Origin of the sequence: Flavobacterium sp. LC2016-23 (assembly GCF_009674775.1) — a bacterium.
Taxonomy (GTDB): Bacteria; Bacteroidota; Bacteroidia; order Flavobacteriales; family Flavobacteriaceae; genus Flavobacterium.
In genome coordinates, this window is record NZ_WKKE01000004.1 from 108,707 (window position 1) to 123,425 (window position 14,719).

12 protein-coding genes are annotated in these 14,719 nt (G+C 37.1%); 4 read left to right on the forward strand and 8 right to left on the reverse strand.

The genetic code is table 11. The features are described from left to right. The first annotated feature begins 199 nt into the window (after positions 1 to 199). The gene (locus GJU43_RS04590) at positions 200 to 1,228 is read left to right on the forward strand and encodes a LacI family DNA-binding transcriptional regulator (protein WP_154339646.1); all 1,029 of its coding nucleotides are present in this window, start codon (positions 200 to 202) and stop codon (positions 1,226 to 1,228) included. A gap of 497 nt (positions 1,229 to 1,725) precedes the next feature. On the opposite strand, the gene GJU43_RS04595 is transcribed toward GJU43_RS04590, so the two are convergent. The 8 genes from GJU43_RS04595 to GJU43_RS04630 all read right to left on the reverse strand — a co-directional run bounded on the left by GJU43_RS04595 (position 1,726) and on the right by GJU43_RS04630 (position 11,572). Beyond that, positions 1,726 to 3,348, reverse strand: a complete 1,623-nt coding sequence (locus GJU43_RS04595; protein WP_154339647.1) for a UxaA family hydrolase — start codon at positions 3,346 to 3,348, stop codon at positions 1,726 to 1,728. 28 nt (positions 3,349 to 3,376) lie between these two features. Next, positions 3,377 to 4,816 (reverse strand): tagaturonate reductase, encoded by a 1,440-nt coding sequence (locus GJU43_RS04600; protein WP_154339648.1) that lies wholly within the window; start codon positions 4,814 to 4,816, stop codon positions 3,377 to 3,379. Between the two features lie 206 nt (positions 4,817 to 5,022). Then, a complete protein-coding gene (locus tag GJU43_RS04605) occupies positions 5,023 to 5,700 on the reverse strand; it encodes a bifunctional 4-hydroxy-2-oxoglutarate aldolase/2-dehydro-3-deoxy-phosphogluconate aldolase (RefSeq protein WP_154339649.1) in 678 nt (225 codons plus the stop codon). A 10-nt stretch (positions 5,701 to 5,710) separates the two neighbouring features. Next, positions 5,711 to 6,733: a sugar kinase gene (locus GJU43_RS04610; RefSeq protein WP_154339650.1), complete on the reverse strand. Its 1,023-nt coding sequence runs from the start codon at positions 6,731 to 6,733 to the stop codon at positions 5,711 to 5,713. Positions 6,734 to 6,949: 216 nt separating this feature from the next. Then, positions 6,950 to 8,356: a glucuronate isomerase gene (gene uxaC, locus GJU43_RS04615; protein WP_154339651.1), complete on the reverse strand. Its 1,407-nt coding sequence runs from the start codon at positions 8,354 to 8,356 to the stop codon at positions 6,950 to 6,952. A 23-nt stretch (positions 8,357 to 8,379) separates the two neighbouring features. Beyond that, a complete protein-coding gene (locus tag GJU43_RS04620; RefSeq protein WP_154339652.1) occupies positions 8,380 to 9,174 on the reverse strand; it encodes a gluconate 5-dehydrogenase in 795 nt (264 codons plus the stop codon). 1 nt (position 9,175) lies between these two features. Then, positions 9,176 to 10,015, reverse strand: a complete 840-nt coding sequence (gene kduI / locus GJU43_RS04625) for a 5-dehydro-4-deoxy-D-glucuronate isomerase (protein WP_154339653.1) — start codon at positions 10,013 to 10,015, stop codon at positions 9,176 to 9,178. Positions 10,016 to 10,102: 87 nt separating this feature from the next. After that, entirely contained in the window at positions 10,103 to 11,572 is a 1,470-nt protein-coding gene (locus tag GJU43_RS04630; RefSeq protein WP_154339654.1) for an MFS transporter, read from the reverse strand. 436 nt (positions 11,573 to 12,008) lie between these two features. On the opposite strand from GJU43_RS04630, the gene GJU43_RS04635 reads away from it, so the two are divergent. The 3 genes from GJU43_RS04635 (at position 12,009) to GJU43_RS04645 (ending at position 14,699) form a co-directional block, all read left to right on the forward strand. After that, positions 12,009 to 12,947, forward strand: a complete 939-nt coding sequence (locus tag GJU43_RS04635; RefSeq protein ID WP_154339655.1) for an alpha/beta hydrolase — start codon at positions 12,009 to 12,011, stop codon at positions 12,945 to 12,947. A gap of 769 nt (positions 12,948 to 13,716) precedes the next feature. Further along, positions 13,717 to 14,031, forward strand: a complete 315-nt coding sequence (locus tag GJU43_RS04640; RefSeq protein WP_154339656.1) for a hypothetical protein — start codon at positions 13,717 to 13,719, stop codon at positions 14,029 to 14,031. Between the two features lie 104 nt (positions 14,032 to 14,135). After that, positions 14,136 to 14,699, forward strand: coding sequence for a 2'-5' RNA ligase family protein (locus GJU43_RS04645; RefSeq protein ID WP_154339657.1), 564 nt, complete (start codon positions 14,136 to 14,138; stop codon positions 14,697 to 14,699). Positions 14,700 to 14,719 lie beyond the last annotated feature (20 nt).

Genomic DNA, 14,719 nt, shown 5'->3' on the forward strand with positions numbered 1-14,719 from the left:
CAAATTTATTTAGAAAAAATTTATATATTTAATTTTTATTAGGAACTATATTTACACTTAATGTAAAAAAATGAATAATTTATTATGATTGTAACATTGAAAACGTTTGAGATACAAGTTATGGTAATCGATAACAATTTTTATTTGTTAGCTAAAAAAGATGTACTTTTGTCCAGTAATTAACCTGAAAACCTTTTGAATGAGCGAAAAAATAACTATTTATGATATTGCCAAAAAATTAAATATCACTGCTGCTACAGTTTCCAGGGCGTTAAATAACAATCCGAAAATAAAAGAAAGCACCCGTGAGTTAGTGATCAAAACGGCAGCTTCAATGAATTACAAGCAGAACAAGCTGGCTCTGGCATTAAAAAGTGGCCGAAGTAATAATATAGGCGTTATTGTTCCCCGTATTGACAGCAATTTCTTTGCTTCTGTTATCAGGGGGATTGAAGAAGAATTACACCCGCATGGTTATCAGGTTATTATTTGCCAGACCCATGAAGATCCTAAAAGAGAAAATGAAAACCTGTATACCTTAATCGATGCGCAGGTAGATGGCATACTAATGTCTGTTACTGATGTGACCAACGAAAACACAGGTGCTTTTCATTATGTTTTAGAAAAAAATGTACCTCTGGTATTTTTTGACAGAAGCAAACATATTGATGGTGTAAGTTCTGTCACGATCAACGACTTTAAAGGCGGATACATGACCACAAAACATCTGATTGATGAAGGCTGTACGAATATTGCTCATTTTTCAGGAGATCAGTCGCTTGAAATTTTTAAAAACAGGTTTTTAGGCTATAAACAAGCACTACTGGATAACGGAATGACATTTAAAGAAGAATATGTAATTCGTACCAAAAGTAGCGTCGAGGCCGGTAAAGATGCCGTAAATATTTTACTGGAGCTCAAAACTCCGCCTGATGCTATTTTTTCATCGAGTGATTTTGCTGCTTTAGGAGCTATTCAGGAATTGAAAGATAAAAACATCAGTATCCCTAAGGAGTTTTGCGTAGCAGGCTTCAGTAATGAACCGTTTACCAAATTCATGGAATTATCGATTACTTCCGTGGACCAGTCTCCCCTTGAAATGGGAAAAATGTCAGCCCGTGTTTTCCTGGAACAGGTTGATAAAACCGACACGATCAAAATCGAAAAAAAGGTAGTGCTCGCACCGGAATTACACATTCGTAAATCGTCTTCGAGAACTGCCATTTAAATTTTTTCTTTACCATATAAGTGATGTAAGTTCATTTTAGCTTTGCGCATTTTTGCTGCAGCTTCGCTTAAACAATATTATTTGGACGCACTGCTGTGCGTCTTTTTTTTGCCACGAATTACACAAATTTGCACGAATCTTTACGCTAATAATTTGTGTGAATTCGTGTAATTTGTGGCAACCTTTTTTTTAATCATTTAAATCACCACAATCTGTGGCTTACATTTTCTTCTAAATCAATTATATGGTAAAACAAGATAAGACGCACTGCTGTACGTCTTTTTTTTGCCACGAATTACACTAATTTGCACGAATCTTTACGCTAATAATTTGTGTGAATTCGTGTAATTCGTGGCAACCTTTTTTTAAATCATTTAAATCACCACAATCTGTGGCTTATATTTTCTCATATCACTTACATGGTAAACAAAAAAAGACGCACTGCTGTGCGTCTCTACGTTTGCTGTGCGTCTCTACGTTTATATTATGCTAAATTCTTAAAGCGAAACCCCTCTTTTCCAGGGAATAAAATCATTTTGGTTTAAGATGGCTGCTTTGGTTTTAATGGTACCGCTTGCAACCTCGATAATGAATTCCAGCATTTCATCGGCCATTTCGTCTATCGATTTCTCGCCTGTAATAATTCCGCCGGTGTCGATGTCAATAATGTCAGACATTTTCGTCGCTAATTCCGTATTAGAGGAAATTTTCACAACCGGTGCAATCGGATTTCCTGTCGGAGTTCCCAAACCTGTTGTAAACAAAACCATATTAGCTCCTGAACCTACCATTGCAGTGGTACATTCTACATCGTTTCCTGGTGTACAAAGCAACGTTAATCCCGGTTTTGTGATGTATTCTCCATAATCAAAAACACCTGTAATTGGTGAAGTCCCTCCTTTTTTAGCAGCTCCGGCAGATTTCATCGCATCTGTAATTAAACCGTCTTTTATGTTTCCCGGAGATGGATTCATATCGAATCCTGAACCTGCATCTACCACTGTTTTTTCGTACCATTGCATTAAATCCAGAAAACGTTTTCCGCTTTCGTCTTCTACACAACGGTTGACCAGTTCCTGCTCTACACCACATAATTCAGGAAACTCAGAAAGAATGGTTGTTCCTCCCAAAGCAGCCAGTAAATCTGAGGTCACGCCTAATGTCGGGTTGGCTGAAATTCCGGAAAAACCGTCAGAACCGCCACATTCCAGACCAATGGTTAATTTAGACAATGGTGCCGGCGTTCTTTGAATATCGTTTGCTTTTTTGATGGCTTCGAAAGTGTCTTTTACCACACTGCTTAACATCTTTTCAATAGTTCCTATTTGCTGTTGATCGTAAATTAAAACCGGTTTTTTACTGTTTGGATTTATGGCATCCAAAGCATCTTTAAAAATCTGAATCTGAAGATTCTGACAGCCTAAACTCAAAACAGTGGCTCCCGCCACATTTGGATTGTTTACATATCCCGCCAATAATTTAGCCAGACTGTGCGAATCCTGACGGATTCCGCCACATCCGCCCTGATGTGTAATAAATTTCACTTCAATATTATTGAACAAATTAGCATCGTTTGAAGCCGCTTCATTACCTGTACCCCCCGTTTCAGTTTTCACCAAAGAACGAAGCAATAATTGATAATCATTTTCCTTAGGCTTCATTAATTCCTTTTCGAAGATATCTTTAAGGATTTCGATGTTTCTGTTTTCACAAAAAACCAGGGGGAAAAACAACCATACATTTTCAGTTCCAACCTGTCCGTCTTCTCTGTGATAGCCCAGAAAAGTTCTATCTTTCCATTTATCGATATTGGGCTTTGTCCATCCAATAGTTTCCGTTTTACCAGTCACTTTATCACTTTCGTGCTTTACATTTAGGGTAGAAAGCAATCCGCCTTTTTCGATTCCGGCACTTGCTTTTCCAACTAAGACACCGTACATAATAATCCTGTCACCTATATTCAAAGGAACCAAAGCAATTTTATGCTTCATCTTCACATCTGATTCAATTGTAATATCCTCACCTTCAAAGTTAATTACCTCTCCAGCCACCAGATTCACTAAGGCTACCGCTACATTATCGGTAGGATTAACTTTTATTAATTTTTTTTGCGTTTCCATAACTATCGTATGTGAGTTCCTGAATTATTTATTTTTTAAAATTGGAAAAACCTTGTTCCACACCATTTTCATCAATTTCCTTTAGTGCTTTTGCAATCGCTTCCGTCAAAGAAGGAATAACCGTTAAATCGGCATCCCAGAAACTTTTATTCTGCAGTGTCAGTGTCGCTATTTTATTATAATCATCTGATTTCCAAACTTCATTAAAAAAAGCAATGATATCTTCGCTATCATTCAATGGCAGCGTTTCCCCTTTCCATGTTCCTTTGTAAAAACGAATTAAACAGGCAAATGCAAAGGTCAGATGAACGGGCAATTTTTTATGAATAGCCACATATTCTGTCAAACTTGGCAAAACACGTACTTTGAATTTAGAAATCGAATTTAAGGCAATCGAAGACAATAAGTGCTTGATAAATGGATTTCTGAAACGGTCCAGAATTTCTTCAGCAAAACTGGTCAACTCTGCTTTGTCCATATTCAGTGTATCGTTGATTTCATCAAAAACAGCTTTGTTTACAAAATCTCCTGTAAATGCATTATCAACTGTTTCTTTAACAGTTTCATTTCCATAAAGCAATGAAAACGGAACCATAGCCGTGTGTGCACCATTTAGAATTCTAACTTTTCGGGTACGATAAGGCTGCATGTCTGCTACTATTTTTACATCTAAATCTGTTTTTTCAAACGGAAGTTTTGCTTTTAGGTCCTCATCACCTTCAATCACCCATAAAAAGAAACTTTCCGCACTTACAATCAGATCATCTTTATAGGATAATTGACTGTTGTATTCTTCAATCTGGTCTTTTGGATATCCCGGAACAATTCTGTCTACTAAGGTATTGTGGAAAGAACAGCTGTTTAAAAGCCAGGAAATAAAATCCTGCCCCAGTTTCCATTCCGTTGCATATTTTAAAATAATCTCTTTTAAAGTATCTGAATTATAATTAATCAGTTCACAGGGAATAATCGTTAATCCTTTGGATGTATCTCCGTTAAAATGCTTGAATCTTTCGTGTAAAAGCACCGTTAATTTTGCCGGAAACGAAGCCGGAGGCTGCATCGTCGGAAGGTCCGATTCTATATATTCAATACCTGCTTCCGTAGTATTTGATATAATGAAAGCCAGCTCTTCCTCTTTGGCCAAAGCCAGGTATTCCTGAAAAGAGGCATACGGATCGATTGCCTTTACAATATTGGTAATCAATTCTTTTTCCTCGATTTCCTGTCCTTTCTTCACCCCTTTCATAAACAAAGTATACAAACCATCCTGGGCATTAATCATATTAACCAGGCCTTTATCGATCGGTTGTACCACAGCAATTCCTGCATTAAAATCAGCTTCCTGATTTAATTTCTGAATCGCATATTCTACGAAAGCTCTTAAAAAATTACCTTCGCCAAATTGTACAATTTTTATTGGAAGCTTATTTGAAAACTCCGTATTTGATCTGTTTATTTTTTCCATTATAAATTCTTTACACCATTATAAACAATCATATTAGGTACTTATTTAGCTTTTATTTTTTTAATTGTAAAAGAAGCATTACACCTGAGTGAGTAAAATAAAATTTGCTGTGAGGAGTGACAAGATTTATTTTGCAAGCGCAATGCTCTGTTACAATATCTAAAAACTTTTAAAAAAATGGCAAGCCAAATAAGGAACGGGTATGATTATCCCTTATTTATTTTAATATTTTTGATGATCTCCAATACCTGACTTACTTTCGTTTTTAAGCCGTCAAAATCATTGTTATCGAGTATCTCTTTCGAAATTAATTGTGATCCCAAACCCACACAAAACGCGCCGGCCCCAATCCAGGAAGTAAGACTTTCCACTGTCGGCAAAACGCCACCTGTTGGCATAATACTGGTCCATGGGCAAGGCCCTTTTACTGCTTTTATAAACTCCGGTCCATAAATATCTCCGGGAAACAATTTGACAACTTCACAGCCTAATTCTTCCGCTCTGGCAATCTCCGTCAGCGTTCCGCAACCCGGTGACCACAATACTTTACGGCGGTTACAGGCGATTGCAATATCTTCCCTGAATACCGGGGTTACAATAAAATTAGCTCCGAGCTGCATGTACAAAGACGCAGCAGCAGCATCTGTTACAGAGCCTGCCCCTAACATCATTCCCGGTAATTCAGCCAGAGCGTATTTATTTAAAGCGCCAAATACCTCAAAAGCAAAATCACCGCGGCTTGTAAATTCCATTAATCTTGAACCTCCGTCATAACAGGCCTTCAGCACTTTCTTGCTCACTTCGATATCAGAATGAAAAAACAACGGAACCATTCCGTTTTCTTTCATTTGCGAAGCCACTTCAATTCTTGAATATTTTGCCATTTTCTGCTAACTATCTTGATACCAATCCGGCAGAATCGCCATCCAGCATATTTTCAACTTCTTTTAAAGTAGCCAGATTGTAATCTCCTGCAATGGTATGTTTTAAACAACAGGCTGCCACTGCAAAATCTAAAGCCCTCTGGTTATTATTCTGATATTCCGATAAACCATAAATCAATCCGCCCATAAAAGCATCACCGCTGCCTACTCTGTCTACTACAGGCGTTACTTCTTTTACAGCTGCCTGATAAATTGTTTTTCCGTCAAACAAAACGCCACCAATACGCTGGTGCGAAGCACTTACAGAATAACGAAGTGTTGTGGCGGCAATTTTTAAATCCGGAATCAATTCGAATAATTTAGCATACAAAACCGGAAGTGATTTCTCGTCCTGATAATTGGGATTCACTTTCGGAATTCCCAACATAAAATACGCAGTATCAATATCGCCCAGAATTACATTACTGTATTGCAGCATTTCCGGCATTACGGCACTTGGCGTTTTACCGTATTGCCATAATTTTGATCTGTAATTTAAGTCACATGAAATCGTGATTCCTTTTTTATGAGCTGCTTTAATGGCTTCCAGACAGGCTTCAGCGGCGCTTTCTGAAATCGCCGGAGTGATTCCGCTCCAGTGAAACCAGCTCGCACCTTCTAAAACTTTCTCCCAGTCAATAGTTCCTTTCTGAATAGTTGCCATGGAACTGTGTGCACGGTCATAAACCACATTACTGCCGCGTGTTCCGGCTCCGGTTTCCAGAAAATAAATTCCCAAACGCTCGCCGCCAAAAACAATGTTTTTAGACTCTACGTTCATTTTTCGCATTTCCTTCAGTGCGGATCCTCCAATTTCATTCTCAGGCAGGCGGGTTACAAACTCCGCATTTATACCATAATTGGCCAGTGAAACACAAACATTAAACTCACCGCCTCCATAAGAAGCTCCAAACTGTTTTGCCTGTGAAAAACGAAGATGTCCCTCTGTTGAAAGACGCAGCATTATTTCGCCGAATGCAACTATTTTACTCATATAGTTTTACTTTTTTACCATTATTAGATTACGTCTGAATCTTAACGGTTATTTTATTTTTCCAAAGATTCAAAGGATTAAAAGATTAAAAAAACTGATTAATCACCCTAATCTGCAAGCTCCAAATTCTTTCTTCTTTCTTCTATATTCTTTCTTCTATATTCTTTCTTCTATATTCTTTCTTCTATATTCTTTCTTCTATATTCCTCCTCCTCCTTAAAATTTGAAATACTCTTTTGCATTGTTATAAGAAATGTCCTGAACCAGTTTACCAATCCATTCCATATCGTTTGGAAGTTCCCCTCTTTTTATTTCGTCTCCCAGAAGATTACAAAGAATTCGTCTGAAATATTCGTGTCTCGGGAAGGATAAAAAGCTTCTGGAATCGGTCAGCATTCCAACGAAACAGCTGATTAATCCCATGTTTGAAAGGGCATTTAATTGTTTGGTCATTCCGTCTTTCTGGTCTAAAAACCACCATCCGGATCCGAACTGTACTTTTCCTCTGACACTTCCATCATTGAAATTACCAATCATGGTAGCCATTACTTCATTGTCAGCCGGATTTAAGTTATAAATGATTGTTTTTGTCAATTTATCTTTACTGTCCAGTGCATTTAAGAATGACGATAGTTTTTGCGCCTGCGGATAATCTCCAATGGAATCCCAGCCGGTATCAGGTCCTAAAATTCGGTGCATACGGGCATTGTTGTTGCGCAGGGCCCCTAAATGAAATTGCTGTACCCAGCCTTTTTCATGATATGCTTCCGATAAAAACAACAATATGGAACTTTGAAATTTTAAAGCTTCTTCGGGAGTTAGGATTTGATTTTCTCTTTTCTTTTTGAAAATGGTATTTACTTCGCTCTCGGTAAAGTTTTCAAAATAAATCTGATCCAGTCCGTGGTCACTTAACTTACAGCCATTTTGAGCAAAGAATTCTATTCTGTTTTTCAAAGCGTTACACAAATCAGAATAGGTATGAATCGCGATTCCGGATACGTCTCCTAAGGTGTCCAGATACCCGTTATACCCGTCATTTGAAATCAAAATGGCTTTATCAGGTCTGAAAGCAGTACTGACTTTTGTACCGAAGGGATTTTGAGCAATTTTCTGGTGATGCTCTAAATTATCGATCGGATCTTCAGTGGTACAGACCAGTTCCGCATTTGCTTTTTTAAGCAGGTTTTGCGTGCTGTAAGCTTCTGAATTTATTTTCTCCGAAGTTTCGATATAGATTTTCTCTGCTGATTTTTCATTCAGCAAATCATAGATATCAAAATAACGTGCCAATTCCAGGTGTGTCCAGTGGTATAAAGGGTTACGCATCGTGTACGGAACGGTTTTTCCCCAGTTTAAGAATTTATCTTTATCGGAACCGTTTCCGGTTACAAACTGCTCATTGATACCCAAGGTACGCATGGCTCGCCATTTGTAGTGATCTCCGTTGATCCAGACCTGTGTACTATTATCAAAGATTTTATCTTCGGCAATAAACTGCGGATTTAAGTGATTGTGGTAATCTATAATAGGCTGATTTTTAGAATAATTGTGATACAACTCTTCAGCATATTTATTTTCCAGTAAAAAGTTATCGTTTATGAAGGTCTTATTAGCGCTCATGTCTTTTAAAATATAGTTGAGAATTATTCTTCGTTTGAAGGTTTTCCAATGGTTGCAAGGATTCCGCCATCAACATATAAAATATGACCGTTGACAAAATCACTGGCTTTTGAAGATAAAAATATAGCTGCTCCGGCCAGATCACCGGGATCTCCCCATTTTGCCGCCGGCGTTCTGCTGATTATAAAATCATTAAACGGATGTCCGTCTACCCTGATCGGCTTGGTTTGTTCTGTAGCAAAATAACCGGGTCCGATTCCGTTGATCTGAACGTTGTATTTTGCCCATTCTGTAGCCATATTTTTAGTCAGCATTTTCAAACCGCCTTTTGCAGCAGCATAGGCACCGACTGTATTTCGGCCTAATTCACTCATCATGGAGCAAATGTTGATTATTTTTCCCTGTCTTCTTTCAATCATTCCTTTGGCAACATGTTTCGAAACAATAAAGGGGCTTACCAGGTCTATATCGATCACTTCTTTAAAATCGGCCACTTCCATTTCAATCAGCGGAATTCTTTTGATAATTCCGGCGTTGTTAATTAAAATAGCAATTGGACCTACTTCGTTTTGAATTTTTGCAACCGCAGCCATCACTTCCTGCTCGTCTGTCACATTAAATTTATAGCCCACCGCATTGATTCCTTCGTTTTGAAGTTCTTTTACAGCATCATCAATTTTTTGCTGTGAAGAGTTGCCATTGACAACAATTGTTGCTCCTGCCTGACCCAGTCCTTTTGCCATTGCCATTCCCAATCCGTGAGTACTTCCTGTGATAAGGGCAATTTTTCCGTTTATATCAAATAATGAATTTATCATCTTATCTTAAATCTGTAATTTTACAAACATCCATATCCCCGTAATCTAAATTCTCACCTGCCATTCCCCAGATAAAAGTATAATTACTGGTTCCTGAACCGGAATGAATGGACCATGGCGGAGAAATTACAGCCTGATGGTTATTCATCCAGATATGTCTGGTTTCCTGCGGCTGACCCATAAAATGACAAACGGCCTGATTTTCCGGAATGTCCAGATAGAAGTAAACTTCCATTCTGCGATCGTGAACATGTGCCGGCATGGTATTCCATACACTTCCGGGTCTCAGTTCTGTCATTCCCATCTGCAATTGACAAGTGGTTACAACACTGCCTATAATCATTTGGTTGACCGTACGGTGATTTGCTGTTTCCACTGTACCCAATTCTAATTTATTGGCTTCTGCCAGGCTCACTTTTACCGTTGGATAACTGGTATGTGCGGGTGCAGAATTGATGTAAAACTTAGCCGGATTAGTACTATCACTACTTTTAAAAACTACTTCCTTATTACCGCTTCCGATATACAAAGCATCCTTAAATCCTAATTCATACAGTTTTCCTTCCACGATAACAGAACCACTTCCACCTACATTAATAATTCCGATTTCTCTTCGTTCTAAAAAATACGGCGCTTTAAGAGGATCAATAGTTTCTAAGGTTAAATCACTTTTCACCGGAACTGCAGAACCCGCAATATAGCGGTCGTAATGAGAATAGACCAGGACAATTTCATCTTCCTTCATTAAATCATCAATTAAGAATTCATCTCTTAGCTGTTGTGTATCGTATTTTTTCACCGCTTCCGGGCTTGACGCGTATCTTGAACTATATTTTGTCATAATTTTAATTTAATGTAATCGATTGCACAAAATTATATTTTTATCTTTAAAAAACATATTTTTGAACTACTAAAGTTTTGTAAAATATTATAAACCTGTAATTGGACTGTATTTTGGCACTAATGTTTTCATTACGATCCAGCCTGTTAAGTAACAAACGGCACAAATGGAGAAAATGATAAAATAGCCCGATTCAATACCATGAAACCCCATGAAAGACATATTGGTTTCTTTGGCATAATCAAATAATAATCCGGAACCTTTATTAATTATTGTAGAACCCACTCCGCCTGCCAAACCTCCAATTCCGGTAATAGTAGCAATTGCTTTTTTAGGAAACATATCACCAACAGTCGTAAAAATATTTGCCGACCAGGATTGATGAGCCGCACCCGCAATACCAATTATGATTATAGGAATCCAGTAACTTATGTACCCTAAAGGCTGAGCAATTAAGGCCAGTAAAGGAAAAAAGGCAAAAATCAGCATCGCTCTCATTCTTCCTTCGTAGGGATTCATTCCTTTTTTCTCTACAAAATAGGTAGGCAGCCAGCCTCCGATAATAGAAAGCAGCGTAATCATATATAAAACAAATAAAGGCAAAGCGGCTTCTGTAGAATCCATTCCGTAAACAGAACTTAGATAAGCCGGAGTCCAGAACAAGAAAAACCACCACACACCGTCTGTCATAAATTTACCAAACGCAAAGGCCCATGTTTGTTTGTATTTGAAACAATCTACAAAAGATACTTTAGTAGAAGTTTCAGGCACATAACCCTCCATTTTAGCATCAGCAATATCATCCTGCTGAATATATTCCAATTCCGCAGCACTAACTCTTTTATGCCTTTCCGGTTTATCATACATAAAAATCCAAAATCCCATCCACACAAAACCCAAAGCTCCGATGATAATAAATGCCATTTCCCATCCGAAAGATTTGGCAATAAACGGAATTGAGATTGGTGCCGCTAATGCCCCAACCGTAGCCCCGGCATTAAATATACTTGTAGAGAAAGCCCTGTCTTTTTTAGGAAAATATTCTGCTGTTGTTTTAATAGCTGCAGGAAAATTTCCGGCCTCGCCAATTGCCAGAACAAAGCGGGCAAAAATAAATAAGGTCACACTCACATTAATCACCATTCCGGTATCCTTCACTGTACGAATTATATCTTTTGCACCTTCAAAACCAACAAACCATTCCCCTGTTATTATTCCGGATGTTGCAATTCCGCAAAATGCATGCAGACAGGCTCCTACAGACCAAATTCCAATAGCCCACAGAAATCCTTTTTTAGTATCTAACCAATCCACAAATCTTCCGGCAAACAATAAGGAAACTGCATAAAAAATAGAAAACAATGCGGTAATATTTCCGTAATCATTATTGGTCCAGTGAAACTCGGGAGCTATAAAATCATTCCAGGTCAACGAAAGTACTTGTCTGTCTAAATAATTGATTGTAGTTGCAAAAAACAACAATGCACATATACTCCAACGATATTTCCCTACAGAGGTGCTTTTCTGGCTCATAGTAACTGAATTTGTCTGGTTCATGGTAACGGTTTATTTTTTAATTTATAATTTCTGGTAACACATTTTCAACACTTTAGCCTCTTAGGGATTTCATTCTTCAAAAGTCAGAATACAACAAAAAAAACAAATAATGTAATCGATTGCACAAATATAGTTTTAAATCTTAATAATCCAAATAAATTGCATAAAAAATTATTTTACTTCTATAAATAAACACATCGCACAAAAAATAGAATGCTAAATTACATATTAAACAATATATCTGTTAAATGCCAATATGTAAAAAAAATCCGTTTTGGGTGTCAAAATTGTCCTAAAATTAATCTTTTTACATCATTTTCCAATATTTATTAGTGTGAAAAACACAATTATTAATTTATCTGTAAGATTAAAGCAATAAAAACAGTAAATTTGAACCTTATCCATTAAATCAAACGATAACTAAACCTTTATAAAATTGAAAAAATTAAAAACGCTTATCTTTAAAAACATAGGACTTAATCTGTTTCTATTTCTGGGAATACTAAATCAGTTACAGGCACAAAATCAGATTATACCACTTTGGAATAAAATACCGGGAGAGATCAAAACTGCGGATTATACTGAAAAAGAAACCCTAAAAGAGGGCAAAGTACAAAGTACAACTTTAGTTACAACCCCAACTTTAACGGTATTTTTGCCAAAAGAAAGCAAGCCCAATCAAACTGCTGTTGTTATCTTTCCAGGTGGTGGATATATGCATTTGGCTATTGATAAAGAAGGCACAAAAGTGGCGGAATGGTTTAATAGCCTTGGAATTGTTGCTTTCGTTCTAAAATACAGATTGCCAAATGATTTAATAATGAAAGACAAAACCATCGGCCCGTTGCAGGACGCACAGGAATCGATACGTTATGTAAGACAAAATGCCTCTAAATGGAATATTGACCCCAATAAAGTGGGTGTTATGGGCTTCTCTGCAGGTGGCCATCTTGCCTCTACTTTAGCTACTCATTACGATGATAAGGTATATGAAACTGCTTCTAAATTAAGTGCGCGCCCCGATTTTTCTCTTTTGATTTATCCCGTAATCTCTATGCAAAATGAAATCACGCACAAAGGTTCACAAATTAATTTGCTGGGACAAAATCCGTCTCCCGAATTAATTGCTTCTTTTTCTAATGAAAAAAAGGTAACTGCCCAAACCCCACCTACATTTCTGGTACACGCTACAGACGATGGAGTTGTTTTACCTGAAAACAGTATTAATTACTATCTGGCACTTAAAAAAAATAAAGTTACAGCTGAGTTACATTTATATGAAAATGGAGGCCACGGCTTCGGTCTGGGTGTTGGCGACACCAGTAAATACTGGACGAAACAATGTGAAGACTGGCTAAAAAGCAATAAATTCTAAAACCAATTATTACAATAATACCATATAAGGTAAGACAGGCACTCTGTAAATATGCCTGTAACGAGGTATCCTGTTTTTGACAGTTTTAAAGAATTCTATGATTGAAAGCAAATGGCTCGCAATACAATTCCGGATCACCTTACTGCTTTTACTAGCATAAAAAAAGTCTATAGATCCGGTTAATTACATAACTAAATCTATAGACCATAGAAAAATAGACTTTATTGTATTATTGTAAATTTATACAAAGCAACCCACGATCAAATGAATTTGTCCAGTTTCCCTTTTAACTAAAATTGTTTTTCTCCAAAAAAACAGTAACACAGAAGCCTCAATACTGACTGAAAAGGCAAAAAACATAGATCATATTCCGCTTCTGTAACGCAAATTTACATGCTCTGTTAGAGAAATAATTACGGTTTCCCACATTCTAACAAAATCTTTTTAATAATTTATAATTCGACAATTATATTTCCCTGTCCCAGATTAAGTTAGCAAAGCTTGCAATGAAATAAATTTGTCAAAAATATATTTTTTGTAAAACAAATACCGAGACTGAGACCGAGACCGAGACCGAGACCGAGACCGAGACCGAGACCGAGACTGAGACCGAGACTGAGACCGAGACTGAGACTGAGACTGAGACTGAGACTGAGACTGAGACACAGACTAAGACCGCCACTCGATGCTTAAAAAAAACAACTTCTTAATCCAGATTAAGTTTAAATTGTTATTTATCGAATACATTTGCCAAACAAAATTCTTGATTATGAAAGCACTTGAATTCTTAATACTCGGAAAAAACGAAGCCATTTTAACCATTCTGCTAAGACTTGTCAACGCCAATGAAAACTGGAATGCCGTTGGTTTTAATGACGAAAAAACGGCACAGGATTATTTTCTAAAAAACAAAATTGATATGGTTTTACTGAGTTCTGCCATCGAGGATCATGTCGAAAAAGAGTTCTCCACTTTTTGTTTAAAACACCAGCCCGAAGTAGAAGTCATAGAACATTTCGGCGGCGGAAGCGGGTTACTGCAATCCGAAATCTACCACAGGCTACATCTGAAAGGGAAATTATAGTTTGGGATTTCAGGTTTCAGGTTTCAGGATTCCAAATTATCTCATTTTCAAATTATCTCATTTTCAAATTATCTAATTACCATATTCCAACCAAAACCGATCAAATGGAGAAAAAGTATTCTGTTGCCATTTATCCATCGCAAGATGTAATTGACGCTGTTAAAAAGCTGAAGGACTATCTGGAAACCAAAATTGGCTGGTACAACAGTAAAAATTCAACTGCCCATATTACGATTTGCGAATTTACTATTGAGCATTCTCAAATAGAGATACACAAACAAAAGCTTTTGAGAATCTGCGACACTTTTATTCCTTTCCCGGTTTATCTGGATCATTTTTCTTCTTACGAAAATAGCGGCGCCTTTTTTATTGCTCCGAATGAAGATTCGAAAAACAATTTAATACCCATACTTAAAAAAACGCAAGAGGTTTTAAAACCTCTGAAACTGAAAAAAAGTGAAGATCCACACCTGTCTGTTGGCAGAAAATTAACTCCCGAAAATCTTAAAATAGCATCGCAGCTTTTTACCACAATTGCTATTGATTTTTTATGTTGTGAAATGGTTTTGCGTGAATTGGACCCCGTTAAGAAACAGTTTTTTGTCATTGATACCTTTTCTTTTGGCAGTAACCCACAACCGGAATTAGTACAGGGAAGTTTGTTTTGAAATTTGAAAATGAGATAATT

What these genes read in the sequence shown, in the direction of transcription:
- GJU43_RS04590 (WP_154339646.1), top strand. Translation starts at nt 200, where the DNA reads ATGAGCGAAAAAATAACTATTTATGATATTGCCAAAAAATTAAATATC.
- GJU43_RS04595 (WP_154339647.1), bottom strand. Translation starts at nt 3,348, where the DNA reads ATGGAAACGCAAAAAAAATTAATAAAAGTTAATCCTACCGATAATGTA.
- GJU43_RS04600 (WP_154339648.1), bottom strand. Translation starts at nt 4,816, where the DNA reads ATGGAAAAAATAAACAGATCAAATACGGAGTTTTCAAATAAGCTTCCA.
- GJU43_RS04605 (WP_154339649.1), bottom strand. Translation starts at nt 5,700, where the DNA reads ATGGCAAAATATTCAAGAATTGAAGTGGCTTCGCAAATGAAAGAAAAC.
- GJU43_RS04610 (WP_154339650.1), bottom strand. Translation starts at nt 6,733, where the DNA reads ATGAGTAAAATAGTTGCATTCGGCGAAATAATGCTGCGTCTTTCAACA.
- uxaC (WP_154339651.1), bottom strand. Translation starts at nt 8,356, where the DNA reads ATGAGCGCTAATAAGACCTTCATAAACGATAACTTTTTACTGGAAAAT.
- GJU43_RS04620 (WP_154339652.1), bottom strand. Translation starts at nt 9,174, where the DNA reads ATGATAAATTCATTATTTGATATAAACGGAAAAATTGCCCTTATCACA.
- kduI (WP_154339653.1), bottom strand. Translation starts at nt 10,015, where the DNA reads ATGACAAAATATAGTTCAAGATACGCGTCAAGCCCGGAAGCGGTGAAA.
- GJU43_RS04630 (WP_154339654.1), bottom strand. Translation starts at nt 11,572, where the DNA reads ATGAACCAGACAAATTCAGTTACTATGAGCCAGAAAAGCACCTCTGTA.
- GJU43_RS04640 (WP_154339656.1), top strand. Translation starts at nt 13,717, where the DNA reads ATGAAAGCACTTGAATTCTTAATACTCGGAAAAAACGAAGCCATTTTA.
- GJU43_RS04645 (WP_154339657.1), top strand. Translation starts at nt 14,136, where the DNA reads ATGGAGAAAAAGTATTCTGTTGCCATTTATCCATCGCAAGATGTAATT.